Genomic DNA, 24,570 nt, shown 5'->3' on the forward strand with positions numbered 1-24,570 from the left:
TATACTCCCCCGTGCATGTCCAGGCTCGAGCTCGAATCACACCTGACGCCGGGACACCTCGCCGACCTCGGCAAGCCCTCGGGCGTCTTCCCCCATCCCGGCGGGGAGTGGGTCGCCCTCGCCTCAGACTTCCCGCTCCTGTACTGGCCCGGGCGGGCCACCTACGAGGGTCACCGCCTGCGACACCGCATCAGCCTCTACGATGGTTCGCTGCGCGTGCGCGTCGCGGTCCTCGATACGGTGCGCTTCCCCATCAACGATGTGGCCTTCCATCCGACGCGGCCCATCCTTGCCATTGGGACGGGGCGTTACGACGGCGGCTACCTCTTCGAGGGGGAGCTGTTGCTATGGAACTGGGAGACGGGCGAGTGCTCCAACCTGCTCGCAGGGTCGCGCGAGGTGGTGCGGCTCCGCTTCGTCGATGGCGAGCGCCTGGCCGTCCTCCTTCGGCCCGTGCACGAGGAGGAGTTCGAGGGAGACGCCTTCGACACCTACCTGGGCACCGTCCTCACGGACCTGCGCAGCGCCGCCGCTGCCGGCTTCACAGGGCCCGACCCGCGCCTTGCCGGCCTCACCCCGCGACTGCCTGCGACGCTCGGCTTCGAGGCGCCCGCCCCGACGGCAGACCTCCAGCGCGCCGAGGCAGCGAGGGCCTTCTGCGCTTCACGAGGCCTGGAGGCGCGCACGCGGGTGTGGGACCTCTCCTGGACGCCCGAGGGGCGGCTCGCGGCCGTCCACGACGGCTGCCTCGCCGAGCTGTGGGAGGCGGGAGGAACGCGCCTGGAGTGCTTCACGGGCGCAGGGCACGGGGTGCAGCTCGCGCGCGTCTCTGACCACCTCGTCGTCCACGTCGTGCACCGCGCTACCGACCCTTTTGCCGCGCCCGACCGCTCGTCCCTGCACCGTCTGCAGGACCGGGAGCTGGTGCACGTGCGCGACTTTCCGCACACCGTGGCCCTCGGAGCGGACGCGGCCGGACGCCTGCTGTGCCGGGACACAGGTGACCTCATGCGGCGCAGGCCCCGCGAGGACCTCGTCCTCGCGACCGACGGGACGGAGTTGCTGCGGGGGGACCTCGGCCACTACGACCTCTTCAACCACTTCGTGCGGCTCGACGGGGGAGAGGGCCTGTGCTTCCTGCGCGGCACACCACCGTCGTCCCACCAGGGCAAGCGCCTGTGTCGCATCGGCCGCGATGGGACGGTGCAGGCGCTCATGGCGTGGGACGGGCTGCCGCGCCACGCGATGAATGCCGCCGCGTGCTGGGGCCCCGCGGACTCCCTGCTGCGCGCCTTCCAGGTGTACGACCCGCGTCCGAGTGCCGCGACCTTCCGGCTCGAGCGTTGCGACCCAGTGACGGGGCAGGTGCTCTGGACGCGCGAGCTCGAGGCGCTCGTCACTGCGATGACGCCCGTAGGCACGCAGGGCCACGTCGCCTATGCCCTGACGAGCGGGGACGTGGGGCTCGTAGATGCCGAGACTGGGGCGCTCGTATGGCAGGAGTCCGCCCGCATCAACGGCGTCGCGACGGTGCTGCTGTCGCTGGCCGCACGCGGTGAGCAGCTCGCCGCTGGTGCCATCGACGGGCGTCTGCTGCTGTACCGGTACACGTCCTGAGGAGGCCTCACTCACGGGGCGCGGAGGCGGCCGCTTCGGGCCCCCGCCGTGCTTAGGGCGCGAGGGGGACGCCGCCGTGCATGGCGTTCTCCGGGCGGATCTGCAGCACCTCGTACTGCGTCTCGTAGGTGTGCCCGTCGTGCGCGTAGCGCTCGGTGACGCGCGCTCGGGCCTCGTCGAGCGAGAGCGTGAGCTCCGGCTCCGGCGCCGGCAGGAGGGAGAGAGAGGAGTCCGCTCCGCGATAGGTCCCCGAGAGGAAGGGGACGAGCTGGGGCGTGGGGCACTCGCCCTGTCCACTGCAGCCGCCGGGATCGCAGGCCTGGAGGACGCTCGCGCCGAGCGCTCCCAGCAACAGCCCCGCAAGCGCCGTGCGCAGCGCGCTCATGGCGCCCTCCGCATCAGGCGAGCGCGCGGCGTGGCCGGGTGCTCGGGGTCGTAGAGAGACGCGCTCGCGAACGCCTCGTTGGGCTCCATCCAGTCATTGGCCACCGAGAAGGCGAGGGTGCCCCCATCCGTCGCCGGCAGGGGCTGCTCGACGCCGTCCACCCGGCTCGAGAGGGGCCGGAGCGTGAGCCGCTCGCCCTGAGACTCCAGGCAGGGAGCGGGGTCGCAGCAGTGCGCCTCGTGGGAGCGCAGCAGCAGTGCGCCCGCGGCAATAGCGGCGATGAAGAGTAGGGCCCTCGGGGCCAGGGGAACGAGCGGGGACATGGCACCTCGTCGTGCCCGGTCCGGCCGTCCGGGGCGTTGGGACGACACCCTACACCGATTGCCCGGCGCCGGTGATATCGCTGCGCGCATGATCACCACGTTGCTCTGGGACCACGACGGCGTCCTCGTGGACACCGAGCACCTGTACTACCAGGCGACGCGCGAGGTGATGGCCACGGTCGGGGCCACGCTCACGGAGGCACTCTACCGTCAGCACTTCCTGGTGGAGTCGCGCGGCGCGTGGCACCTCGCCGAGGCGCGCGGCGTCGATGCCGCCGGAGTCGCACGGCTCAAGGCGCTGCGCGACGCGCGCTACGTCGAGCTGCTCTCGACGGGCGACCGGGTGATTCCCGGCGTGCGCGAGCTGCTCACCGCGCTGTCGCCGCGCTTTCGCATGGCCATCGTCACCAGCAGCCACCGCGCGCACTTCGACGTCCTCCACCGGGAGAGCGGCCTCCCGTCCTTCTTCTCCTTCGTGCTCACCCGCGAGGACTACGCCGAGTCGAAGCCGCACCCCGAGCCCTACCTCGCGGCGGTGGCCCGCTTCGGGGCGCGGCCCGAGGAGTGCCTCGTCATCGAGGACTCGCGGCGCGGCCTGCTCTCGGCCAGGGCGGCGGGCCTGCGCTGCTGGGTGCTGCCCTCGCCGCTCACCGCGCAATCGTCGTTCGACGAAGCAGACCGCCGCTTCTCCTCGCTCGCCGAGCTCTCGGCCGCGCTGACGAGCGAGGCGCAGGACGCGCCAGAAGTCAGGAGGTGACCGTAAGGTCAGGTGATGCCGAAGGCGAGCGGCGGCTTGCGAAGGCGAGTACCTGCTCCAGCTCGCGGACCTGCGCCTCCGCGAGGACGTCGGTGACCGAGGCCTTGAACGAGGGCAGGTACGGGACGCCAGACGCGGCTCCTATCCCGACGCTCCTCTGAAAATAGGCGCGATGTGAGCGCTTCGACGAAGCGTCGCCGAAGCGAATAGGCCGCCGCATTGCTCGCGCTCGGTGCAGGCCACACAGCTGGGAAGGTACTCGTTCTTCCAATCGGAGATGCTCTTGCGCGCATAGGCCCACAGCGATCGGTCGAGGACGCAGAGTGGGTGGTTGTAGATCGAGACTTGCAGCCGTCCCCTCACGAGCTCTTCAACTGCCGCCCGAAGCTGCGCCTGGTAATCCGCCGGATCGACCCAAAGCGCCTCGAGGTTGCCCCGGGCGAACCCCATCAACTCGAGCCCCATCAGCGCCACATGGTCCACGAAGGCAAGGTTGCGCGAGATGAAGCGCGCCAAGCGAGGTAGGCGATCGATTGTCTCTTTGTGCAGGACCACTCGGAGCTCGACCTTCACGCCGCATCGCTTGAGATTCATGATCCCGCGCAGGGTCTGCTCGAAGGCACCCCTCGCCTGAACGACGAAGTCATGACCGGCCGGAAGGTCGCTGTAGAGCGGGATGCCGATCATGAGATCGGCACAGGCGACATTGGCGACCTGCTTCGCGAGGGAGAGGTAGTTAAAGAGGCGCCCGTTCGAGAGGACGTGAAGCGCCGTCGACGGTAGGTGCGACTTGCACGCGCGAAGCAACTCGATGAACCGGTCGCCGAGCAGTGCAGGCTCTCCGCCACTCAGCCCGAGCTCGCGCGTCTCGGGGGCCATGAGTGGAATGGCTTGGAGCCAGACGTCCGCGAGGAAGCCGTCATTTGCTTCCTTCGGAGGTTGGCTGCACATGACGCAGAAACTGTTGCAGCGCTCGGTGAGCAGCATCGAGTTGTGGGGTGATGCGCGGCGATAAAGGACGTTGAACTCGCCAGCGTACGGAACGACGCGAACGACGTCGCCCTCCCTCAGGTAGCTCAGCTCCTCCGGCAGCGCGACGGAAGGTCCATCCGGCAGGCGCAACCGTTTTGCGTCTTCGCCTACGGTAGGGTCCTCCTCAATCAAAGCAGAGGTCGGCCCAGGACCATTGTGCGTGCTCGCGACGCGTAGCACCGCGGGCTCGCCTTCCCACTTCGCTACTCGAGCATGGAGCCGCATCAGACCCACCCTCGAAGCACATGGGCTGCGGCTGGATCGTCCTCGAGCAAGCCGATGAGGTGACGCACCACGCCCATCGTCTTCTGACAGTACGAGCTCGTTGGCTTGAAGCCGACGGAGTTACCTTGCGTCGCGTGGTGGTGCACTGGGTCCGCGCCGCAGTAAGGCTGCAATGCGCAGTCACTGCACATCGGGACGCCTTCGGACATGGAATCGAGAAGAGGCTGAAGAAGGCGGTCGCTCGTCATCACCGTTTCGAACTCGTCGATGCCGAGTGTCCCGAGGCGGAACGTCTGGTCGCCCATCTCGGCGAGCATGCGCGACTCATCCGAAGCGTAGATGGCACCGTCGTAGTTGAAGACGAGGGCGCTGATGCCGATGCCCGCCGGCGATTGAAGGTCGACGTAGCCGGTGGGCCAAGGCGTCAGGATCTTGCGCAGAATCAGGGATGCGAACTCCTCTCGAAACGGAACCCCGCGGAGGTTCAGATCGATGATGTGGGAGAGCGCGGTCTTGTAGAAGTCGAGCCAGGCCGCCATTTGATAGCGGGACGCCTGACCGGTCTTCACGGCGAAGCCATAGGGACTGATGGAGCGAAGGAAGATCGAGTCGAAGCCCTGGGCTACGTACTCGTCGACGATTTCCTTGGGACGCTCGAAGCTCGCCTCCGTGGTGGTCATCAGTGCCGAGACCCGGTCCTTGCCAAGTGCAGCGCGCGCGCGGCGAATTCCATCGACCGCGAGCGCGTAGCTGTCCTTGCCCTTCTTCGGTCGATTGAAGTTGTGCAGCGACTCGGGTCCGTCGAGCGAAGTCGAGATGAGGATGTGGTGGTCCGCGCAAAAGCGAAGATGCTCTTCCGAGAGCGGCGCCAGGTTGGTGGCGATCACGAACTCGACGGCACGACGCTCCTGTAGGTTCCTCTCTTCGACCCGCGCCACGATGTGCTTCACGATCTCGAAGTTCAGCAGGGACTCTCCTCCCTGAAACTCGACCTTGAGGCTGGGAGAGGGGCTCTTGAACATGAAGTCGACCGCTGCCTTGGCGGTCTCGACGGTCATGTCGAACTCGTGCTTGCTCTCGGACTGGCGGGACACCTGGCAATAGCGGCAAGAGTGCTCGCACCGCAGAGTGGTGACGAACATGAACAGGCTTGTGAACTGCGAGAGAAACGCCTGTTTGGTCCGGTACTTCAGTGCCAGAAGGTCCAGCGCCACCGCAGAGTCCGCGTCGACCACGAAGTGCGATGCCTTGAGCTCGGCATAGGCGGCCGAGTTCATGGGCAACTCGTGCCGCACAAGCGCATGGACCGTTTCCCTCGGAAGGACGAGGTGCTCGCCCACCAGATTGGTCACGATGTAGCGGCTGTCATCGAGCGCTAGAAAGCGAAGAGGAAGCAGGCTGTACCGATTGCCACTTCGAGCGTTGAAGTGGCTCCGCGGCCGAAATGCGGCTTTGAGGCCTGACATGCTCGAACTACCTCGCCCGCGGGTCGGGCTTGCCGATGCCGAGCGGGTCCTCACGAAAGTCGCCCGACTCCCCGACGGGGTCGAGCAGGGCGGTCTTCGAAAAAGCCTGAGCGAGGATGAGGTTGCGAACGGCCTCGGTCTCTTTCGCGACGACTTCGCGAAGCTCCTGGTCGAGCACCTCGGTGCGGAAGGCCACTACCAGGTCATCCAGTGAGCCCGGCTGCTTCAGCGTGAGGGTGACGTAGACCTCGTCTCCACTCCCCAATTCGATTTGCGAGACGCACTGAGCACTGAGTCGATAGGCGGCCTTCTTCACCGCTTCGAGTCGATAAACGCGCCGGTCAAACTCAACTGTTGCAACTGCGTTCGTCACAGCGGGACCTCGATGACCATCTCCTTCACGTCAGACTTCAGAACCCGCTCGACCAGTTTGTCCTTGGTAGTGATGATGAGCGTGTTCTCCGTCTTGGTCACCGTGCCGCGATAGACCTTCCCGTTGTTCAGGGTGACTCGGTAGATGGTGTCCTGATTCGTCGCGCTCGGCGCAGGAGCTCGCGCCGGCGGTGTGTAGGCGGGCTGGGGGGTATAGGTAGGAGGCGACGGCGGGTAGTAGGAGCCGCCACCACTGCTCGAGTAGTGCGACGAGTGCGAGCGATGCGAAGAGTGTGAGCGGTGTCCTCCGATGACGAGGTCCTCGCTGCCTTGCTGCATCACCAGTTGCTCGAGAAGTGTGGCGCCGGGGCTCGCGTCATCCGTGCGCTGCCGCGCCCGAGTGATGATCGGCTCGATGGGAGTGCCGGCCGCCGCGGTGCCCTGGAAAAGCAGGGATGCAGCAGCGACAGCAGGCCCTCGAAGGCCACTCGCCAGGAGTCCCAGCTTCAAAAACGGCTTCCGCTCGCTCATCTGTCCCCTCCGTCGGAGGCGGCAAATTATACTTAATTGGGAAATGCCGCAAAGGTGCCACTGCGATTGAGCGAGGTCAAAGCTTGCTGGACGCCGCGCGCGTCGCGAATTGAGGGCGTCGCCAGCCTCCGAGCGGGAGGGCGCGAGAGATTCGCCTAGGCGCTGCCTTCCGCCCGCATGCCTAACGCAATCCTGGGGCGCGGTACCTGCTGCGCTATGGCTCTCCGTGCACTCTCGCAACGCGCGCCGTGGCCTCCACCCAGCCCCCCCTTGCGCCCCGCCCCGACCTGGGGCAGTGTTGCAGTCATGCGCAACACCGCCACACGGGAGGCTCGGTGCTGATCAGCCTCGACCCGCGCGACGCGCGACCGCTCTACCTCCAGATCGTGGACGAGGTGCGGCGTGCGCTCGTGGTGGGGACGCTGCGGGCGGAGGACCCGCTCCCCTCGGTGCGCGAGCTCGCGGCGCAGCTGGTGGTGAACCCGCGCACGGTGAGCCAGGCCTACGGGGAGCTGGAGCGCGAGGGCGTCGTCTACGTGCGCCGCGGGCAGGGCACCTTCGTGTCCCCGGACGCGCAGCCGGACCGCAAGGAGCGCCGGGCGCTCGCGCGCGAGGTGGCGCTGCGGGCGCTGCGCGAGGCGTGGCGCAGCGGCTTGAGTCTGGAGGAGCTGGTGAAGAGCCTGCGCGAGGTGGCAGCAGAGGAGGGCGAGCCCCCGGCCGCCGAGGCAAAGCGGGGAGGCGAGCGATGAGCGACGTGACGGACGCAGTGACCACGCACGGCCTGTCCAAGCGCTACGGGGCCGAGACGGCGCTCGAGGGCGTGGAGCTGCGCGTCCCCGAGGGCGCGGTGTACGTGCTCGTCGGCGTGAACGGCGCGGGCAAGAGCACCACGCTCAAGGTGCTGATGAACCTGGAGCGCCCGGACGCGGGGCACGCGCGGGTGCTCGGCCTGGACACGGCGCTGCAGGGGCCGCAGGTGCGCGCGCAGGTGGGCTACGTGCCGGAGCACCACGCGCAGGCCTACGGCTGGATGACCTGCTCGAGGCTGCTGCAGCACGCGGCGGCCTACTACCCCGCGTGGGAGCCCGCGTACGCGGAGCGCCTGAGCGAGGCCTTCGGCCTGAAGCTGCAGCGCAAGGTGAGCGCGCTCTCCAAGGGCGAGACGCGCCGGCTGCAGCTGGTGCTGGCGCTCGCGCACCGGCCGCGCGTGCTGCTGCTGGACGAGCCCACCGACGGCCTGGACCCGGTGGTGCGCAAGCGCACGCTCGCGCTGCTGGCCGAGCACCTCGCCGACACGCCGACCACGGTGCTCGTCTCCACGCACCACCTGCACGAGGTGGAGAGCCTCGCGGACCACATGGGCGTGCTGCGCGACGGGAGGCTCGTCGTGCAGCAGTCGCGAGACGAGCTGCAGCGCACGGTGCGCCGCTACCGCGTGGAGGTGCCGGAGCGCTGGGAGCTGCCGGAGGGCCTGCAGGCCGGCGGGCTGCGGCGCTCGAGCGCGGGCCGCGAGCTGCAGTGCACGCTGGTGGGCGAGGAGCGCGCGCTGACCGAGCGGCTCGCGAGCGCGGGAGCGCGCGTGCGCGAGGTGACGCCCCTCTCGCTCGAGGACGCCGCGCTCGCCTTCTTCCCCGAGGAGACCTCGCGATGATGTCCACGACCCTCTCCACCCCTGCCTCCTCCGCGGCGGTGCACGCCGCGCCGGGCGCACGCGCCGTGCTGCGCGAGCAGGTACGCGCGGTGGCGCTCGTGCTGCGGGCGCCCGCGCTGGTGGCCGCCGCGCTGCTCGCGCTCGCGACAGTGCTCAGCGTGGCGCAGCTGCGCGGGGGCGCGGGGCCCCTCGGCTTCCACCCCGAGCTCTCGATGGTGCCGGGCATGGTGGGGCTGCTGCTGCCCCTCTTCGTCTGGCGCGGAGAGCCGCGCTTCGGGCCCGCCTTCCTCTGGACGCTCCCGGTGGACCGGCGCCAGCACGCGCTGGCCAAGGTGCTCGCCGGGTGGGTGTGGCTGATGGCGGCCGTGGCGCTGCTCTTCCTCTGGCTGCTCGCGCTCACGCTGTTCTCGGGAGGCAACCTCCTCTCGGAGGAGACGCTGCGCCTCTTGCCGGGTGCCATCGCAGGAGGGAGGGACGTGGACCCGGCGGCGCTGGGGAGCGTGCAGTGGACGCCCAGCCCGCTGCTGTGGCTCGTCCCCTTCACCGCGGCGAGCGGCGCCTACCTCGTCGCGAGCGCGCTGATGCTGGGGCTGCGCCACCCGCTGCGCTGGCTCGCCGGAGCGGTGCTCGCGGTCTTCCTCCTGCTCTCCATCGGCCAGGCGGTGCGGGCCGGGTGGCTCGCGGACGGCGTGGAGCGCGGGCTGCAGACTTTCGCCGTCGGCCGCTATGGCCTGGACACGCTGTTCACCGCCCGGACCGAGTCGCTCCACACCGAGGTGACCCTCACCACCGGCGAGACGCTGGGCGTGTGGCGGGCGCCGCCAGACCTGGGCCTGTGGGCCCGCGCCACCCTGCTGTGGCTGGGGGCGGGCCTCGCCCTCCTCTGGGCCGCAGCGTCTCGACACCGGGAGCGACGCAGGGCCTGAGCCCCTCGCAGTAGTGCAGCGCCTGCCTCCTCACCTCGCCGTCCTCCTTCGCTGAGGACGGTGACGCCACCGCCTTGCCCAACGCCGAAGCGCCTCTCACCCGGAGCGTCCGATGGAACTGCAGATCCGCAACCTCTCGAAGACCTACGCGAATGGGGTGCACGCCCTGAAGGACGTCACGCTCACCATCCCGGCGGGGATGTACGGGCTGCTGGGCCCCAACGGCGCGGGCAAGAGCACGCTGATGCGCACGCTCGCCACGCTGCAGGAGCCGGACGCAGGCACGGTGCGGCTCGGAGAGATCGACGTGCTGCGCGAGAAGGACCGGGTGCGCGCCTCGCTCGGCTACCTGCCGCAGGAGTTCGGCGTGTACCCGAAGGAGAGCGCGGAGCGGCTGCTCGAGCACTTCGCCATCCTCAAGGGGCTCACGGACAAGCGCGTGCGCCGCGAGACGGTGGACGCGCTGCTGCACCAGGTGAACCTGCACGCGGTGCGCAAGGAGCGGCTGGGGGGCTACTCGGGCGGGATGCGGCAGCGCTTCGGCGTGGCGGTGGCGCTGCTCGGCGACCCGCGCCTCATCATCGTGGACGAGCCCACAGCGGGCCTGGACCCCGCCGAGCGCGTGCGCTTCCTCAACCTGCTCAGCGGGCTCGGCGAGAAGAGCGTGGTCATCCTCTCCACGCACATCGTGGAGGACGTGGCGGAGCTGTGCAGCCGCATGGCGATCATCAACCGCGGGGAGATCCTCCTGGAGGCAGAGCCCCTGCGCGCGGTGGAGGCGCTGCGCGGGCGCATCTGGCGCCGCACCGTCGCGCGCAGCGAGCTGGAGGCGCTCGAGCGCGCGCACGCCGTCATCTCCACGAAGCTGCTCGCGGGACGCACGGTGGTGCGCGTCTACGCCGAGAGCGCGCCGGCGCCCGGCTTCGAGCCCGTGGAGCCGGGGCTCGAGGACGTCTACTTCAGCACCATGGCGGGGCACTCCGCCGCGCGCGCGGCGCAGCCCGCGTTCGAGGTGGCGTCATGAGCCTGCGCGAGGTGGTGCGCTACGAGCTCTCCCTGCAGGCGCGCCGCGTCTTTCCGTGGCTGTGCTTCGTGGCGCTGGCGGGCATCAGCTACCAGGCCTCGGTGGAGGCGCAGTTCGAGCAGGCACGCGACGGGGGCTTCTTCTTCAACGCGCCCATCGCCATCGCCCTCACCACCCTCATCGCCAGCCTGCTGGGGCTGCTGGTGAGCGCGCAGCTCTCGGGCGATGCGGCCGCGCGCGACGTGCAGCTGCGCATGCACCCGCTCGTCTTCACCACGCCGGTGGGCAAGGGGACCTACCTCGGGGGCCGCTTCCTCGGCGCCTTCCTCCTCAACGCGCTCATCCTGCTCGCCGTGCCGCTGGGCCTGCTGCTCGCCACGCTCGCGCCGGGCCTGGAGCCCGAGGGCTTCGGACCCTTCCGGCCCGCGGCCTACCTGGGCGCGTACTTCTTCCTCGCGCTGCCCAACGCCTTCCTCGCGGTGGCGCTCGGCTTCACCCTCGCGGCGCTGAGCCGGCGCGCGGTGGCGAGCTACCTGGCTGGGGTGCTCATCTTCGTCGCGATGATGGTGAGCGTCGCGGTCGTGGCGCACAAGCTCGGCCACTGGGCGCTGGGAAAGCTGCTGGACCCGCTCGGCTTCGGCGTGCTGAGCGAGCTGTCCAAGGCGTGGACGAGCGGCGAGAAGAACACGCGCCTCATTGCGCTCGAGGGCTCGCTGCTCGCCAACCGCCTCCTGTGGATGGGCGTCTCGCTCGGCCTGCTCGCGCTCACGCACTGGCGCTTCCGCTTTGCGCACCCGCTCACGGCGCCGCGCCGCTGGGGGCGCCGGGCGCGCGCAACCTCCGAGCTGCAGGGAGCCGCCGCGCCCATCGCCGTCCCCCGCGTGCAGGGCCGCTTCGGCGCCGCGGCCCGCGCACGCCAGGTGGCGGCAGTGGCGGGGCACTCCTTCCGCGCGCTGGTGACGGGCGGGGGCGCGTATGCCCTGGTCGGCCTCCCGCTGCTGGTGGTGCTCCTCGCCCCGGAGGTGGTGAACCACATGGGTATTCCGCTGCTGCCCACCACGGAGCAGATGCTCGCCTTCCTCGGCACCTCCGGGGATCTGTTCTGGCTGCTCATCCCGCTCTTCACCCTCTGGTGCGCCGGTGAGCTGGTGTGGCGCGAGCGGGAGGCGGGGCTGAGCGAGATGTCCGACGCGACGCCGGTGCCCGACGGGGTCCCCTTCCTGGGCAAGCTCGGAGGGTTCGCGCTCGTGCTCGTCGCGCTGCACGCGCTGCTGCTCGCGGCGTGCCTCCTCGTGCAGGTGAGCGCGGGCTACACCCACTTCGAGCCCGGGCTGTACCTGCGCGGTCTCTTCGGGCTGCAGCTCGCCGACCGGCTCCTCTTCGCCCTGCTCGCGCTCTGCGTGCACGTGCTGGTGGACTCGAAGTACCTGGGCCACCTGCTGGGGGTGCTCGCGCACGGCCTGCGCACCTTCGGCGCGTCGATGGGGCTCGAGCACCACCTGCTCGTCTACGGCGCGAACCCCGGCTGGACCTACTCGGACATGAGCGGCTTCGGGCCCTCGGTGGGGCCGTGGCTGTGGTTCACGCTCTACTGGGCGGCGTGGGCGCTGCTGCTCGCCGTGGCGGCGCGGCTCCTGTGGGTGCGCGGCAGGGAGGGGGCGCGGCTGCGGCAGGCGCGCTGGCGCTTCGGCCGTCCCGTCGCCGCGACGGCCGTCCTCGCCATGGCGCTCATCCTCGGCGTGGGGGGCTTCATCCTCTACAACACGAACGTGCTGAACACCTTTCGCACGTCCGCAGGAGCGCGGGCGCAGCGCGCGGAGTACGAGCGGCGCTACGCGCAGTACGCGGACCTGCTGCAGCCGCAGCTCACCGGCACGCAGCTGCGCGTCGAGCTGTATCCGCAGCGCCGCGAGGCGGTGGTGCGCGGCACCTACCAGCTCGTCAACCGCGGCACGGCGCCCATCGAGACCCTCCACCTGGAGCCCGCGCCGGACGTGGAGACGGCGGTGCGCTTCGACAGGCCCGCCACGGTGCAGGTCTCGGACGAGGCGCTCGGCCATCGCATCTACGCGCTCGCCGAGCCGCTGCAGCCCGGAGACACCCTGCCGCTGCACTTCGAGGTGCGCTACGCCCCGCGCGGCTTTCCGAACGACGGGCCGGATGCCGCCGTGACCGCGAACGGCACCTACTTCGTGCAGCAGCAGCTGCTGCCTGCGCTCGGCTACCAGCGGCGCCGTGAGCTCAGCAACGCCGGCGACCGCCGCAAGTACGGCCTCGTCCCGCGCCCTGCCGTACGCGCCCTCGACGACAGCGACGAGGGGGCGCGCGCGGGAGGCGGTCCGCGCATCGCCTTCGAGGCCGTGGTGGGCACGGAAGAGGGCCAGGTGGCGCTCGCGCCGGGCGTCCTGCGCCGCACGTGGAGCGAAGGGGGCCGGCGCTACTTCCACTACGTGGCGGACGCGCCCATCGACAACGACTACGCCTTCTACTCGGCCCACTACGCGGTGGCGGAGGGGCGCTGGAAGGACGTCGCCCTCCAGGTCTTCCATCACCCCGGCCACACCCACAACGTGGCGCGCACGCTGAAGAGCATGGAGGCCTCGCTCGACTACCTCTCGAGCCAGTTCGGCCCCTACCCGCACCGCGCGCTGCGCTTCATCGAGCACCCGGGCTCCGGGCTGAGCCTGCACGGGGGGCCGATGAACATCTCGTACCTCGAGGGCTTCTCGCTGCTCAACCCGGAGCAGGACCCGCGCGGCATCGACTTCCCGTTCGCCGTGGCGGCGCACGAGGTGTCGCACCAGTGGTTCTGCGGCCAGGTGGCCCCGGCCTGGGTGGAGGGCGCGCCGCTGATGTGCGAGAGCCTCGCCTGGTACGCCGCGCTCTCGGTGGTGGAGAAGACCCACGGTACGGCCCACATGGAGCGGGTGATGGACCTGATGCGCGAGGCGTACCTCTCCCCGCGCACCCGCGCCGGCCCGCCGCTGCTCAAGGCCGTCGACTGGTTCCTCGCGTACCGCAAGGGCCCCTTCGCCATGTATGCGCTGCGCGAGTACGTGGGCGAGGCGCGCGTGAACGCGGCGCTGCGGCGGATGGTGGAGCGCTACGGCGCAGGCCTTCCGCCCCTGCCCACCTCGCGCGACCTCTACCGCGAGCTGCAGGCCGTCACCCCCGAGGCGCAGCGTGGCCTGCTGCACGACCTCTTCGAGGAGAACACCTACTGGTCGCTGGAGACGAAGCGCGCCGCGGCGGAGCCTGCCGGAGACGGCACCTGGTGGGTGACGCTCGACGTGCTCGCACGCAAGGAGGTGGTGGACACCGAGGGCCGAGCGACCGAGGTCCCGATGGATGACCTCGTGGAGGTGGGCGTGTACGCGGCCGGCAAGGACGGCGAGCAGGGGGAGCCGCTCTCCCTCGAGCGGCACCACGTGCACTCTGGCGCGCAGCAGCTGCGCGTGCGGGTGAAGGGCGAGCCCGCCCGCGCCGGCATCGACCCGCGCCACCTCCTCATCGACGTGAAGCCGGACGACAACGTCGAGGAGGTGGCGCCCCAGAAGCTGGCGCTCAGTCCGCCGCAGCCCGGGTCTGGCGGCTGATGAAGTTCGTCTCCCACGTCTTCCCGTGGTCCGCCGAGAAGGCCTGCTCGCTCAGGACGGTGTCGGGGCCGGTGGCCTTCACCGAGATGCGCACCCAGACCGGCCGCCCCTCGAGCTCCTCCTGGTCGTAGAGCGCGGCCTGGCCTCCCTTCACCTCGCCGACGAGCGGGGGCAGGGCCAGGCCGCCCTGGGTGTGGGCGAACCACAGGTGCCACTGCCCCGAGCTCGGCTGGAAGAGCCGGATGCCCATGAGCTCGAGGTGGCCCCGGGGGCCGTCACCCACGATGTGGACGATGTTTCCCTGCCCGCCCCAGATGGGCTGGATGTCGGTGGTGGCGTCGTACTGCGCCCAGTCCTTCTTCCCGGACAGCGGCTGCATCAGCCGCGAGATGCGCGTCTTCCACCTCGCGTTCTCGAAGTCGAACGCGCGCGCCGCCTTGGGCGCGGGAGGTGCCGTCAGCGGCGGCTCGGTGCTGCGGGTGAGCGTGGCCTGGAAGGCGACGTGCCACGTGCGGCCGCCGTCGTCGGAGTAGGACTCCTCGTAGCGGTGCGAGTCCGGCTGGATGCCGGACCACAGGCTGCGCACGAGGATGCTGCGGCCCTCGAAGGTGTCGGTGGAGTACAGCTCGCCCTGGCCGTCCTTGAACCCGCCCGCGGCAGAGGCGGTGAGCATGGCGCTCTTGCTGCTCGCGAAGGTCTGGGTCCACTGCTTCGTCTGGGGATCGAAGAGGAACAGGGTGAGCCCCTGCCAGCGGCCGCTGGGGCCGTCGGCCTGGATCTCCTCGACGTGTGCCCCGTCCCAGACGCGGCGCATCGACTTCGTGCCCGTCAGCTCGACCACCTCCGAGCCCGCATCGAAGGGGTGGAGCGTGCGGCGGATGTGGGTCTTCCACACGCCGTCCGCGAAGTCGAAGTCCGAGGACTTCGAGGCGGCCCCGGCAGGCGCCGAGAGTAGGACCGCGATCGCGACGATGAACCCGATGCCCCCGTTTCGCACGGCTCACTCCTCCTGCCGCGCGAGTGCTCCTGCGCGACAGGAGGGAGATAGCGTGGAGCCCGGGGCCGCAACGGGGCCACTTGGCACGAACCCCACCGGGCCACTTCGGCAGGGCTCAGGGCGCGCTCGGCGGGCCCGGCACCTGCGCCGCGCGGGAGACCGCGAAGCTGTCCTCGAGCATCAGGAAGTCGGTGACCAGCCCGCCGGAGACGGTGAGCACCATGGCGTAGTGCTGGTCGACGGACCCGCCGGTGGCCTTCAGGCTCGAGGCCAGCTCGCCGAGGATGATGGCGCGGTTGCCGCTCACGAAGATGTCGTGGACCTCGAAGCGCTTCGGCGCGAGGAGCTCCCTCATGCCGGCGATGAAGCGCACCACCGCGCTGCGGCCGCTCGCACGGCCGATCCATGGCAGCGCGCCCACGTCGCCGGGGATGTGGAAGTCCACGTCCGGGCTGAACAGCGCGGCGATGGCCTCGGGCTCGGCCCCGGACCCCAGCCGGGCGAGGAACTCCTGTGCAATGCGTCGGGTCTCGTCTTGGCTCATGTGCGTCTCCCGGAAAGAGGGCTGAGGGCAGCGGCTCACACCTGTGCGATGCCGCCGTCGACGAATAGCTCCGCGCCGTTGACGAAGCTGCTGTCGTCGGAGGCCAGGAAGACGGCCGCCTTGGCGATCTCGTCGGGGTCGGCCACGCGTCCGAGCGGCACCTGGCTCGCCAGGGCGGCGTAGAGCTGCTGCGACTGCTCGGCCTCCGGGGCGAGGCCGTCCACGCCCGGGGTGCGCGTGGGGCCGGGGCTCAGCGTGTTGACCCGGATGCGCCGGTCCTTGAGGTCGAGGATCCAGTTGCGGGCGAAGGCGCGCACGGCCGCCTTCGACGCCGCGTACACGCTGAAGGCGGGCGTCCCGCTGGAGCCTGCGGTCGAGCCGGTGAGGATGACCGACGCCCCGTCGCGCAGCAGCGGCAGCGCCTTCTGCACCGTGAACAGCGTGCCCTTCACGTTCGTCGCGAAGGTCTTGTCGAAGTGCGCCTCGGTGATGGCGCCGAGCGGCATGAACTCACCCCCGCCTGCATTCGCGAAGAGGATGTCGATGGGCCCGTGGCGCTTCTGCACCGCGTCGTAGAGGCGGTCGAGGTCCTCCAGCCTGGCCACGTCCCCGCGCACGCCGCTCGCGCTGGGCCCGAGCTCCTTGAGCGCTGCATCGAGCGCGTCCTGGCGCCGGCCCATGAGGACCACCTTGGCGCCCTCCATCGTGAAGCGCCGCGCGGTGGCGAGCCCGATACCCGTGGTGCCGCCCGTCACGACTGCGACCTTTCCCTGAAGCTTGCTGCCCTGCTGCGTTGCCATGGTGTTTCTCCGGTGGGTGGCGGCGAGGTGCTCGCCGCTGCCCGATGGATGTACGGCTGGAACGCTGGAGGCGAAACGTGGTGTGAATGGGACCCAGCGTTCCGGATTTGGAACGCTGGAGGCACGCGCATGCGGGACCTGAACGACCTGCTCTTCTTCACCGAGGTGGTGGCCCACGGAGGCTTCGCCGCCGCGGGGCGGGCGCTGCGCGAGCCCAAGAGCAAGCTGAGCCGGCGCGTGGCCTCGCTCGAGGCGCGGCTGGGAGTGCGGCTCATCGAGCGCTCGTCGCGGCGCTTCCAGGTGACGGAGGTGGGCCGCGCCTTCTACGCGCAGTGCCGGGTCGCGATGGCGGAGGTCGAGCGCGCCGAGGCGCTGGTGCAGGAGACGCAGGGCGAGCCCCACGGGCTCGTGCGCTTCTCGTCTCCCCTCGGGCTGATGGAGCCGCTCGCGCCGCTCATCGCGGGCTTCCTCTCGCGCCACCCGCGCGTGCGCCTGCACGTGGTGGCCACCAACCGGCGCGTGGACCTCATCGACGAGCGCATCGACGTGGCGCTGCGCGTACGCGCCGAGCTGGACAGCGATGCCGCCCTCACGCTGCGCACGCTGGGCACGAGCCGCCGCATCCTCGTCGCGAGCCCCGCCTTCGTGAACGCGCGCGAGCCGCTGAGCGAGGTGGAGCAGCTCGCGGCGCTGCCCACGCTGAGCGCGACGGAGCAGCAGGGCACCGACCGTTGGGCGCTCGTGGGCCCCACGGGGCAGCAGCGCGTCCTCGAGCACGAGCCGCTCCTGGCCTGCGGCGACTTCGGGGCGCTGCGCGATGCGGCGGTGGCCGGCGCGGGCGTCGCGCTGCTGCCGGACCACGCCTGCGCGGCGGCGCTGAAGGCCGGGCAGCTGGTGCGCGTGCTGCACCCGTGGCACGCAGTCGACGGCATCGTGCACGTGGTGTTCACCACCCGCCGGGGCCTGCCGCCGCCCGTGCGCGCGTGGATCGATCACCTCGCCGCGCACTTCGGCGAGACGCAGGTGCTGAGCCCCGCGCTGCCCACCTGACCGGGATGGCCCCGGGGGGACGCGCAGGGTAGGGTGCACAGCGCTCGCGCGGGCGCACCCGGGCCGGGGCTCGCGACGGGACAGGGGCGTTCGCATGTCCATCCGGCGGCTGGGGTGTGCACTGGCGGTGCTCGGGCTCGCAGGCTGCGCCTCGCCCGGGCGCGAGCTGCGGCTCACGGACTGCACGAAGCCCCAGCCCTACTGCGCGCCGCCGCAGGCGGGCACGCCGCACGCGGAGCTCACGTACCTGGGCGCGGGAGGAAGCGTCGTGCGCTTCGGCGGCGAGGCGGTGATGTTCGCGCCCTCGTACACGAACCCGGACCTGCCCACGATCGCCCTGGGCGCGAACATCGTGCCCGACGTGCCCAAGGTGGACGCGTGCCTCGCGGCGCTGCCCCGCGGCACCCTGGACGGGGTGCGCCTCGTGCTCGTGGGCCACTCGCACTACGACCACCTGCTGGACGTGGAGCCCGTGGTGCGCGGGCACCTGCGCGGCGCCACCGTGCTGGGCACCCCCACGGCGGGCAAGCTGCTCACGCACGCGCGGCGGGCGGGCGTCGCGTTCGTGGACATGAGCGCGCACCTCGGAGCGCCCGGGGACGCGTACGTGGCGCCGGGCGGGAGGGTGCGCGTGCTCGCGCTCGCGAGCGACCACGCGCCGCACGCGCTGGGCCTCAAGCTGCTGTCCACCGGCATCGGCACGAAGCCGAACCTCGAGAACCCCACCAGCGCCATGTGGGACTGGATCGAGGGCGAGGCCTACGCGTACGTCGTGGACTTCCTCGGCGAGGGCGGGCGCGTGGCCTTCCGGGTCTTCTACCAGGACGCGGCGAGCAGCCCCGGCATGGCGCGCATGCCGCCCGGGCTGCTGGCCGAGCACTGGGTGGACCTCGCCATCACCAGCGTGGGGGGCTACGAGCAGGTGTCCGGCGGCCGCTACCCGGAGACCGTCCTGTGCGACACGCGCCCGCGCTTCGTGATGCTCGGTCACTGGGAGGACTTCTTCGGCAACGGCTGCCTCCCCGAGGATGGACCGCAGCAACCCCTGCGCACGCTGGGCCGCGAGGGACTGCACGACTTCATCGGCCGGGTGAACCGCAGCGCGCCCGCCGGCGCGGACTGGCTGCTACCCGAGATGCGCACGCGGGTCTTCCTCCCGGCGGCGGAGTACTGGGAGCCGGGCGAGCCGCGCAGCGCGTGCCGCGACCTGCCGGCCGCGCCCTGAGCCGCTGCTGATCGACGTCTCGGCGGGCCCCGGCAGCTGCGGCCCGGGCCCCGGTCTTCAGGCTCTCAGCGAAGCGCGCGACGGCGGCGGGAGCGCAGTGCAGGGACGGTGAGGGCCGCGAGCGCTGCGGCCAGCTCGCCACCGCTTGCCGCGCAGCCGTGGGTACTTGGAGTGAAGGGCGGGGGCGTGGCTCCCGCGTCCACCGGACTCACCGGGCCGGCGTCCGGCGTGCTCGTTCCGGCATCGGTCGAACCGACGGCGCCTGCGTCAGGCGGCGTGTGCGCCCCAGCATCGGCAGGATCCACTGTGCCCGCGTCGGACGTGCCTGCATCCTCGGGATCAAGGGTGCCTGCATCGTCATCGCCAGTCTCGGATCCAGCATCGGCATCGCCCGCATCCGGCGAGCCGGCATCCACAGGATCGATGGTGCCCTCATCGCCATCGTCGGTCCCGGCGCCCGCATCGACGTCGCCCGCATCGGGCGAGCCGGCATCGGTGGGTTCGACCGTGCCCGCGTCGGACGTGCCTGCATCCTCGGGATCGACGGCGCCGGCATCCTGTACGCCAGCATCCTCGGTCCCCGCATCGGGCGAGCCGGCGTCGATGTCATGTGCGTCATCGAGCGGATAGGGGGCCGACCACAGCTCCATCCCGGTGACACCGTCGCTCGCGGGGAAGAGGAGCTGGTCGCCCAGCCGTGCGACGTTGAACCAGCCGTCGTAGATGGAGTCCGCGGGACCCTCGGCGATGTCCGTCACGGGATGTCCCACGGTGCCGCCAGGGTCGACTGCCCACAGCTCCCATCCCAACTCCGGGGTCTTCGCGGTGAAGAGGAGCTGGTCCTGCTCGGGGATGAAGTTGATGAAGTCGTCGACGTCGTAGGCGGGGACGACGCTGAAGTCCTCTCCATTGGCGGGCGACACCTGGTGCGTTTCGCCATCCCTGTCGACGACCCAGATCTCCATATTCGCGAAATAGCCCGTCCGCTTGGCAGTGAGGACCGCGCGCTCGCCCCACGCCCGGGGGCGATAGATCTGGGAAGCCTGATCCTCCCCCCAGCTCGTGGCGATGCGCGTCCCAGTCTGGGTCCCGTCACTCACCCAGAGGGCGCGCTCCCCTTCGGCGGTGTCACCCAGAAAGAAGAAGCCCGTCGGCGTAATCGCCATGCCCATGTCATGCGGCCCGCTTCCGCTCGTGCGCATCGGCTGGAACACGGCCGTCGTCTCCGGTGTGCCTTGGGTGGACCACAGCGAGGTGACTCCGCCACTCATGGACGCGAAGAAGTAGTAGGTAGAGCCGAAGGTGCCTCCTGGCTGCCACTGGACACCGGGGCCGCTCTCGGCCACCAGGGTTGTTCCCTCAGGCGTGCCGTCGGTACGCCAGAGCTCTTCCGGCGTCAGCCAGCCGAAGCGCCGGTGGATGTACCGCATGGCGCCCTTCGGCTCGATCCAGGTGACGAGCGACAGAGCTCCCCCTGCCCTGAAGTTCGTCAGACGGATGGCCTTCGTATCTCCTGGGGCGATTCGCCAGACCTCCTGGAGGCTCCGGTCGGCAGGTCCACTGATGATGTAGACGCCATCGGCCGCACAGACGAGGACGCTGGGCTGCAGGCCCTCCACCGGTTCAACGGTGCGGCGCGTCCCCTGCACCGTTCCGTCCGTGTCCCAGACCTCCGGGCCCGCGGCCTGCTGCGCGATGAAATAGACGCGGCCCTCGAGAGGGCACAGGGAGTCCGGATTGCTGCCCTCGGCGCCAGGCCAGATGTCTGCGAGCTGGAAGGTGCCCAGCGTGGATCCATCGGTGCGCCACAGCTCTCGGCCCGTCACACCGTCGTTCGCGGCGAACACAGCGGCGTCCCCGAGCTTCGTGAGGTGATAGATGCCGCCGTTCCTCGGCCCTCCGCCTTCGACCTCGGGCCAGATGTTCGCGACCTGCCTCGCACGGTGCAGCGCGGACGCGCGCGTCTGGAGCTCCTGCTGCGGCGCTTCGGGCGCCGTGCGCTGGCACGCTGCAAGAAGGCACAGCGCGAGCAGCGCACGGGTTCGGACGGGGGGCATGAAGGCTCCGGTAGGAGAAGCGTAAGAAGGTGCGTCGCTGCGGCCCTGCATGGGGACCGCGCGCTCGGTGCGGCTCAGCCCGCGAGCAGCGTCTGCTGCACGCCCGCGTTGAAGCGCGCGTCGAACTTCTGCTGATCCATGGCCGCGAGCACGACGATGTCGACGAGCGCGAGCAGGGCAGGGATGAAGGTCCAGAAGAAGAGGAGGTAGAGCACCCCCGCCAGTGTCCGGCCCAAGTAGAACTTGTGGATCCCGAATCCGCCGAGGAAGAAGGCCAGAATGATGGCGGTGCCCTTGGTCTTCATTGCGCGTCGCTCCTGGAAAAGCAGGAGAAGACTGTAGGGCCCATCCTCTCCGGGAAACAAGGTGCAGCGCTCAGAGTGAGGCGGGCGTGCCGGGGACGAGGTAGCGCACGCGCGCGTCGCCGGCGAAGGCCTCGCGCACCTGGGCCTCGGTGGAGAGGGGCTCGAAGGTGGCGAAGTGCATGGGGACCACCACCGACGGCTTGAAGTACTTGCGCAGCGCGAGCGCCGCGGTGCGCGGGTCCATCCCGTAGGGGCCGCCGCCCACGTTGAGCAGCACCACGTCCGGGTGGAGCAGCTCCTGCACCAGGGCCATGTCCCCGAAGAGCCAGGTGTCGCCCGTGTGGTAGAGCGAGTGTCCGTCTGGCAGGACGAGCACGTAGCCCAGGGGCCGGCCATCCGGCTCGCACGAGTGCATGGCCGGCACCGGGTGCACGGTGACGTCGCCGATGCGCAGTGAGCCGCCCACGTTGACGGTGAGCTGCTGGGGCTCGGGCACCTTGAGCCAGCGCAGCGTCTCGCCCGTGCCCACCACCGGCGCGCCCGTGAGGCGCGCGAGCGCGTGCACGTCCTGCGCGTGGTCTCCGTGCGAGTGCGTGAGGAGGATGGCCGCGGGAGGCTCCTTCGCCACGCGCCCGAGGTCGCGCCACGCCTCGGGCGCGCGCGGGTTCTCCTTCAGCCACGGGTCGATGAGCAGGCGCGTGCCGCCGGGCGACACCACCTCGAAGGCGGCGTGGCCCAGCCAGGTGACGCGGAAGTGCTGCGGGGCGGGGGCGCTGGCGGCGGGCGCGGCGCCCAGCAGGGCCGCGAGCAGCGGCAGGGTGATGAGCACGGGAGTCTCTCTCGTTCCGGAGCCGCGGCACGGCGGGGGCATCCCGCCGGCGGGTCACTCGCGGCGAGCGTCGCCCGGGCGGGTCTACGCGCGCTTGGGCGAAGTTGACGTGCCGCGCACTGCGCGCGCGTAGGCGCCCGGGCTCACGCCCACGATGCGCACGAAGTGCCGGTGCAGCTGGCTCTGGTCGTAGAGGCCCACGTCCAGCGCCGCGCGCGCTGCGCTCACGCCGCACGCGAGCAGCTCGCGCGCCCGCGCCACGCGCAGGTGCGTGAGGTAGGCGTGCGGCGTCAGCCCGAACTCGCGGCGGAAGGTGCGCAGCAGGTGGAAGCGCCCGAGGCCCGCCGCCGTGGCCAGCGCCTCCAGGCTCGCGCCTTGCTCCACCGAGGCGTGCAGCACGTCGCGAGCGCGCAGCGCCGCCCTGCGCGCACGCATCGGGCCTTCGTCCGCTATGGCCCCGCCGAGCAGTTGCGCGAGCAGCTCCGTCAGCAGCGACTGCAGGGCGAGCGTGTCCGCACCGGGATCGCGCAGCGCCGTGTGCAGCGCGTGGCCCAGCCGCTCCATCCGGCCCTGCCCGTCCGTCACGGGCCGCAGCGGCGGCGGCGCGACGAGGCCGAGCTCGCGCGCCGCCCTCTGCACGAGCGGCACGTCGAGGGAGAGCGACTGGCACGTCACCGGCGCGTGCACGCGCAGGTCGCGGTGCACCTCGCCCGGCTCCTTCAGCTTCAGCCGCCCGGGGGAGAGCGTCCACGCCCTGCCGCGGTACCAGAAGTCGAAGGCACCGGCCTCGACCACCGCCACGCCGTAGCGGGTGGAGACGCCGGACCACAGGCGCGTGTCGCGCGTCACGCGCACCACCTCCACACCCGGCAGCCGCGGGGGCAGGAGCTGCGGGGCCGGGGGCTCGGGGGGCCTCACGGGCTGGAGGATGCCGCATGCGGGCGCTGTGGCACAGAGGCCCTCCGTGTCGCCGGCGTGCCCGGGTCACGCAATCGACGTGGGTCCCCGCTGTGGCACAGTGCCGAAGCCGCACCCAGCCGTGCAGGAGGTCGAGATGTCCCTCGTGGAGCTCCAGCAGCGATTCATCCGTGAAGTGCTCGCGGGCGTGGACGGCGCCTGGGACCGCATCGAGGTCCACTTCGAGTACTACGTCTGGAAGGGCGACGTCCTGCGCCAGTCCACCTCCGTCTCCTTCCTCGATGGCAAGGAGTCCGACGTCGACCTGTCGTTCGACGCCTTCGAGCTGATGTGCGAGCTGCGCAACGCCAAGCCCGAGGGACAGGCGGAGCACTGGACCTCGATGGACTTCCGCATCGACAGCACGGGCAAGTTCACGTTCGACCACGGCTACGGCGTGCCGCCGATGGCCGCGAGGACCATCGAGGCCCAGGACGCGCGCAGCTGACGGGAGCACGGATGCCCAGCGATGACGTGCAGGACACGTGGCGGGAGATCGAGTCGGTGCTGCTCGGCGCAGGCCCAGCACAGCTGTTCGCGCTCAACCCGCCGGCCGCAGAGGCCGGGCTCGCGGCGCTCGAGCGGGAGCTCGGCACGGCGCTGCCCGCCCCACTGAAGGCGCTGCTGCGCATCCACGACGGGCAGCAGGACACGGCCGCCTGCGGCGTGTTCTTCGGTCTCACGTTCCTCTCGGTGCAGGGCATCGGCCTGCACTGGCGCAACTGGCGCTCGCTCGCCGAAGAGGGAATGGACGACGCCCTCGCCGGGTCGATGACGTCCCGGCCGCCGGGGATGATCAAGCCGGTGTACTTCAACGCGAGGTGGCTCCCGTTCACGGACGACGCAGGGGGCAATCACCTCGGCGTCGACGGCGATCCGGACACCCACGGCACCGCGGGCCAGGTCATCGCCTTCGGGCGTGACGAGGACGAGAAGCGGCTCCTCGGGAGCTCGGTGGACGACTTCCTGCGGCGCTTCCTGGCGCAGCTGCGGAGCGTCCGGTGGTCGCTCGCCAAGGGGTACTGGAGCTTCGAGGACCCCGCGCACCGCAAGAGCTACCCGCTCTGGGGCGCGTTGTAGCGCCGCGCGAGCAGCGAGAGCGCGGCGGCGAGCAGCGGCACGGCTGCGCTGAGCAGCAGCACCCCGCGCGGCAGCCCCTGCGAGAGCAGCACGCCCGCGAGTCCGCTGCCCACGCCCATGCCCAGGGCGAAGGCCGCGTAGTAGAGCGAGAAGCCCTCCACCTGCTGGCGCTCGGGCAGGGTGCGCTGCAGCAGGAAGGTGGCATCGCCGCGCGGTCCAGCGCCTGCCCGCGGAAGGGCGCGCCCGCTGCCGCGCCGATGCCGTACGCCATCGCCAGGAAGGCGCCGTCCGCGTAGCGCCCCGTCGCATAGCAGCGCCACGGGGCGGTGCGCGGAGCTCTCCGGGGAGGCGCCCTCGAGACGGGCATCACCCTGCGACGCGGCCCAGTGCGCGGGCGCCGTGGCCGCGCAGCAGCGCCGCGCCGAGGAGGACGCCGAAGAGAGCGGCGCTGCCGTGCACGCAGAGGGCGTAGAGGAGCGGGGTGCCCGCCTTCACGACCGTCAGCGCATCCACCACGGGCATCACGATCGTGGCGAGCACGAAGATGCCCGCCGCGAGCCGCTGCCGCGTGAAGACCAGCCCGAAGAGGGCCAGCGCGATGCCGAGGTCCCTCCCCGCCTTGACGCTCAGCCAGGGCAGGGCGTCGGCTCCCGTGGACGGAATCCCGAAGCCCTGACCGGCGCTCACCGGATGGAGGGTGGTGTTGACGCTGAGGAACAGCATGAAGCCACCCAGCAGCAGCGTCAGCAGGGCGGTGGGCGAGGTGAGCTTCCAGGACAAGGCGGAGCGGTTCGTCTCCATGGGGCCTCCGAGCGCGGGGT

The 24,570-nt window shown here is 70.9% G+C and carries 26 protein-coding genes; 11 read left to right on the forward strand and 15 right to left on the reverse strand.

The window, feature by feature from the left end; all coding sequences use genetic code 11:
* The first annotated feature begins 15 nt into the window (after positions 1 to 15).
* On the forward strand, positions 16 to 1,617 hold the full coding sequence (locus FGE12_RS12980; protein ID WP_153866775.1) for a PQQ-binding-like beta-propeller repeat protein: 1,602 nt from the start codon (positions 16 to 18) through the stop codon (positions 1,615 to 1,617).
* A gap of 52 nt (positions 1,618 to 1,669) precedes the next feature.
* On the opposite strand, the gene FGE12_RS12985 is transcribed toward FGE12_RS12980, so the two are convergent.
* Together FGE12_RS12985 and FGE12_RS12990 are read right to left on the reverse strand one after the other, a co-directional pair.
* Positions 1,670 to 2,002: a hypothetical protein gene (locus FGE12_RS12985; RefSeq protein WP_153866776.1), complete on the reverse strand. Its 333-nt coding sequence runs from the start codon at positions 2,000 to 2,002 to the stop codon at positions 1,670 to 1,672.
* Positions 1,999 to 2,325: a hypothetical protein gene (locus FGE12_RS12990; RefSeq protein WP_153866777.1), complete on the reverse strand. Its 327-nt coding sequence runs from the start codon at positions 2,323 to 2,325 to the stop codon at positions 1,999 to 2,001. Before FGE12_RS12990 ends, FGE12_RS12985 begins: the two co-directional genes overlap by 4 nt.
* Before the next feature lie 88 nt (positions 2,326 to 2,413).
* On the opposite strand from FGE12_RS12990, the gene FGE12_RS12995 reads away from it, so the two are divergent.
* On the forward strand, positions 2,414 to 3,082 hold the full coding sequence (locus tag FGE12_RS12995; RefSeq protein WP_153866778.1) for an HAD family phosphatase: 669 nt from the start codon (positions 2,414 to 2,416) through the stop codon (positions 3,080 to 3,082).
* Positions 3,083 to 3,223: 141 nt separating this feature from the next.
* Here FGE12_RS12995 and hxsC read toward each other — a convergent pair whose 3' ends face one another.
* From hxsC to FGE12_RS30310, 4 genes are all read right to left on the reverse strand, one after another.
* Entirely contained in the window at positions 3,224 to 4,204 is a 981-nt protein-coding gene (hxsC, locus tag FGE12_RS13000; RefSeq protein ID WP_194797840.1) for a His-Xaa-Ser system radical SAM maturase HxsC, read from the reverse strand.
* Between the two features lie 134 nt (positions 4,205 to 4,338).
* A complete protein-coding gene (hxsB, locus tag FGE12_RS13005) occupies positions 4,339 to 5,805 on the reverse strand; it encodes a His-Xaa-Ser system radical SAM maturase HxsB (RefSeq protein WP_153866780.1) in 1,467 nt (488 codons plus the stop codon).
* Positions 5,806 to 5,812: 7 nt separating this feature from the next.
* The gene (hxsD, locus tag FGE12_RS13010) at positions 5,813 to 6,178 is read right to left on the reverse strand and encodes a His-Xaa-Ser system protein HxsD (protein WP_153866781.1); all 366 of its coding nucleotides are present in this window, start codon (positions 6,176 to 6,178) and stop codon (positions 5,813 to 5,815) included.
* Positions 6,175 to 6,708, reverse strand: coding sequence for a hypothetical protein (locus FGE12_RS30310; protein WP_228530775.1), 534 nt, complete (start codon positions 6,706 to 6,708; stop codon positions 6,175 to 6,177). Before FGE12_RS30310 ends, hxsD begins: the two co-directional genes overlap by 4 nt.
* Before the next feature lie 335 nt (positions 6,709 to 7,043).
* Between FGE12_RS30310 and FGE12_RS30775 the strand changes: the two genes are divergently transcribed.
* From FGE12_RS30775 to FGE12_RS13040, 5 genes are all read left to right on the forward strand, one after another.
* Positions 7,044 to 7,457: a GntR family transcriptional regulator gene (locus FGE12_RS30775; RefSeq protein ID WP_194797841.1), complete on the forward strand. Its 414-nt coding sequence runs from the start codon at positions 7,044 to 7,046 to the stop codon at positions 7,455 to 7,457.
* Complete coding sequence (locus tag FGE12_RS13025; RefSeq protein ID WP_153866783.1) at positions 7,454 to 8,359, forward strand: ABC transporter ATP-binding protein; 906 nt, start codon at positions 7,454 to 7,456, stop codon at positions 8,357 to 8,359. Before FGE12_RS30775 ends, FGE12_RS13025 begins: the two co-directional genes overlap by 4 nt.
* Entirely contained in the window at positions 8,356 to 9,285 is a 930-nt protein-coding gene (locus FGE12_RS13030) for a hypothetical protein (protein WP_153866784.1), read from the forward strand. Before FGE12_RS13025 ends, FGE12_RS13030 begins: the two co-directional genes overlap by 4 nt.
* A gap of 112 nt (positions 9,286 to 9,397) precedes the next feature.
* Complete coding sequence (locus FGE12_RS13035; protein WP_153866785.1) at positions 9,398 to 10,309, forward strand: ABC transporter ATP-binding protein; 912 nt, start codon at positions 9,398 to 9,400, stop codon at positions 10,307 to 10,309.
* On the forward strand, positions 10,306 to 13,905 hold the full coding sequence (locus tag FGE12_RS13040) for an ABC transporter permease (RefSeq protein ID WP_153866786.1): 3,600 nt from the start codon (positions 10,306 to 10,308) through the stop codon (positions 13,903 to 13,905). The genes FGE12_RS13035 and FGE12_RS13040 overlap by 4 nt, the downstream gene beginning before the upstream one ends.
* Here FGE12_RS13040 and FGE12_RS13045 read toward each other — a convergent pair.
* The 3 genes from FGE12_RS13045 to FGE12_RS13055 all read right to left on the reverse strand — a co-directional run bounded on the left by FGE12_RS13045 (position 13,874) and on the right by FGE12_RS13055 (position 16,246).
* Complete coding sequence (locus tag FGE12_RS13045) at positions 13,874 to 14,902, reverse strand: hypothetical protein (RefSeq protein ID WP_153866787.1); 1,029 nt, start codon at positions 14,900 to 14,902, stop codon at positions 13,874 to 13,876. The genes FGE12_RS13040 and FGE12_RS13045 overlap by 32 nt on opposite strands.
* Before the next feature lie 115 nt (positions 14,903 to 15,017).
* On the reverse strand, positions 15,018 to 15,446 hold the full coding sequence (locus FGE12_RS13050) for a nuclear transport factor 2 family protein (protein WP_153866788.1): 429 nt from the start codon (positions 15,444 to 15,446) through the stop codon (positions 15,018 to 15,020).
* Positions 15,447 to 15,481: 35 nt separating this feature from the next.
* Entirely contained in the window at positions 15,482 to 16,246 is a 765-nt protein-coding gene (locus FGE12_RS13055) for an SDR family NAD(P)-dependent oxidoreductase (RefSeq protein WP_153866789.1), read from the reverse strand.
* Between the two features lie 129 nt (positions 16,247 to 16,375).
* On the opposite strand from FGE12_RS13055, the gene FGE12_RS13060 reads away from it, so the two are divergent.
* Positions 16,376 to 17,296 carry a LysR substrate-binding domain-containing protein gene (locus FGE12_RS13060; protein ID WP_153866790.1) on the forward strand — a complete coding sequence of 307 codons (921 nt, stop codon included), beginning with the start codon at positions 16,376 to 16,378 and terminating at the stop codon, positions 17,294 to 17,296.
* Positions 17,297 to 17,390: 94 nt separating this feature from the next.
* Complete coding sequence (locus tag FGE12_RS13065; protein ID WP_153866791.1) at positions 17,391 to 18,521, forward strand: MBL fold metallo-hydrolase; 1,131 nt, start codon at positions 17,391 to 17,393, stop codon at positions 18,519 to 18,521.
* Positions 18,522 to 18,586: 65 nt separating this feature from the next.
* Here FGE12_RS13065 and FGE12_RS13070 read toward each other — a convergent pair whose 3' ends face one another.
* The 4 genes from FGE12_RS13070 to FGE12_RS13085 all read right to left on the reverse strand — a co-directional run bounded on the left by FGE12_RS13070 (position 18,587) and on the right by FGE12_RS13085 (position 22,630).
* A complete protein-coding gene (locus FGE12_RS13070; RefSeq protein ID WP_194797842.1) occupies positions 18,587 to 20,578 on the reverse strand; it encodes a hypothetical protein in 1,992 nt (663 codons plus the stop codon).
* A gap of 74 nt (positions 20,579 to 20,652) precedes the next feature.
* A complete protein-coding gene (locus FGE12_RS13075; protein WP_153866793.1) occupies positions 20,653 to 20,883 on the reverse strand; it encodes a TM2 domain-containing protein in 231 nt (76 codons plus the stop codon).
* Between the two features lie 70 nt (positions 20,884 to 20,953).
* Entirely contained in the window at positions 20,954 to 21,712 is a 759-nt protein-coding gene (locus FGE12_RS13080; protein WP_194797843.1) for a metal-dependent hydrolase, read from the reverse strand.
* Between the two features lie 84 nt (positions 21,713 to 21,796).
* Positions 21,797 to 22,630: an AraC family transcriptional regulator gene (locus FGE12_RS13085; RefSeq protein WP_153866795.1), complete on the reverse strand. Its 834-nt coding sequence runs from the start codon at positions 22,628 to 22,630 to the stop codon at positions 21,797 to 21,799.
* A 136-nt stretch (positions 22,631 to 22,766) separates the two neighbouring features.
* On the opposite strand from FGE12_RS13085, the gene FGE12_RS13090 reads away from it, so the two are divergent.
* Positions 22,767 to 23,117 carry a hypothetical protein gene (locus FGE12_RS13090; protein WP_153866796.1) on the forward strand — a complete coding sequence of 117 codons (351 nt, stop codon included), beginning with the start codon at positions 22,767 to 22,769 and terminating at the stop codon, positions 23,115 to 23,117.
* 11 nt (positions 23,118 to 23,128) lie between these two features.
* Positions 23,129 to 23,749 (forward strand): SMI1/KNR4 family protein, encoded by a 621-nt coding sequence (locus FGE12_RS13095; protein WP_153866797.1) that lies wholly within the window; start codon positions 23,129 to 23,131, stop codon positions 23,747 to 23,749.
* On the opposite strand, the gene FGE12_RS13100 is transcribed toward FGE12_RS13095, so the two are convergent.
* Positions 23,725 to 24,069 carry a hypothetical protein gene (locus FGE12_RS13100; RefSeq protein ID WP_153866798.1) on the reverse strand — a complete coding sequence of 115 codons (345 nt, stop codon included), beginning with the start codon at positions 24,067 to 24,069 and terminating at the stop codon, positions 23,725 to 23,727. The genes FGE12_RS13095 and FGE12_RS13100 overlap by 25 nt on opposite strands.
* 46 nt (positions 24,070 to 24,115) lie before the next feature.
* Positions 24,116 to 24,550: a DUF4267 domain-containing protein gene (locus FGE12_RS13105; protein ID WP_153866799.1), complete on the reverse strand. Its 435-nt coding sequence runs from the start codon at positions 24,548 to 24,550 to the stop codon at positions 24,116 to 24,118.
* Between the last annotated feature and the right edge of the window lie 20 nt (positions 24,551 to 24,570).

The sequence above is a fragment of the Aggregicoccus sp. 17bor-14 genome (assembly GCF_009659535.1).
Classification (GTDB): domain Bacteria; phylum Myxococcota; class Myxococcia; order Myxococcales; family Myxococcaceae; genus Aggregicoccus.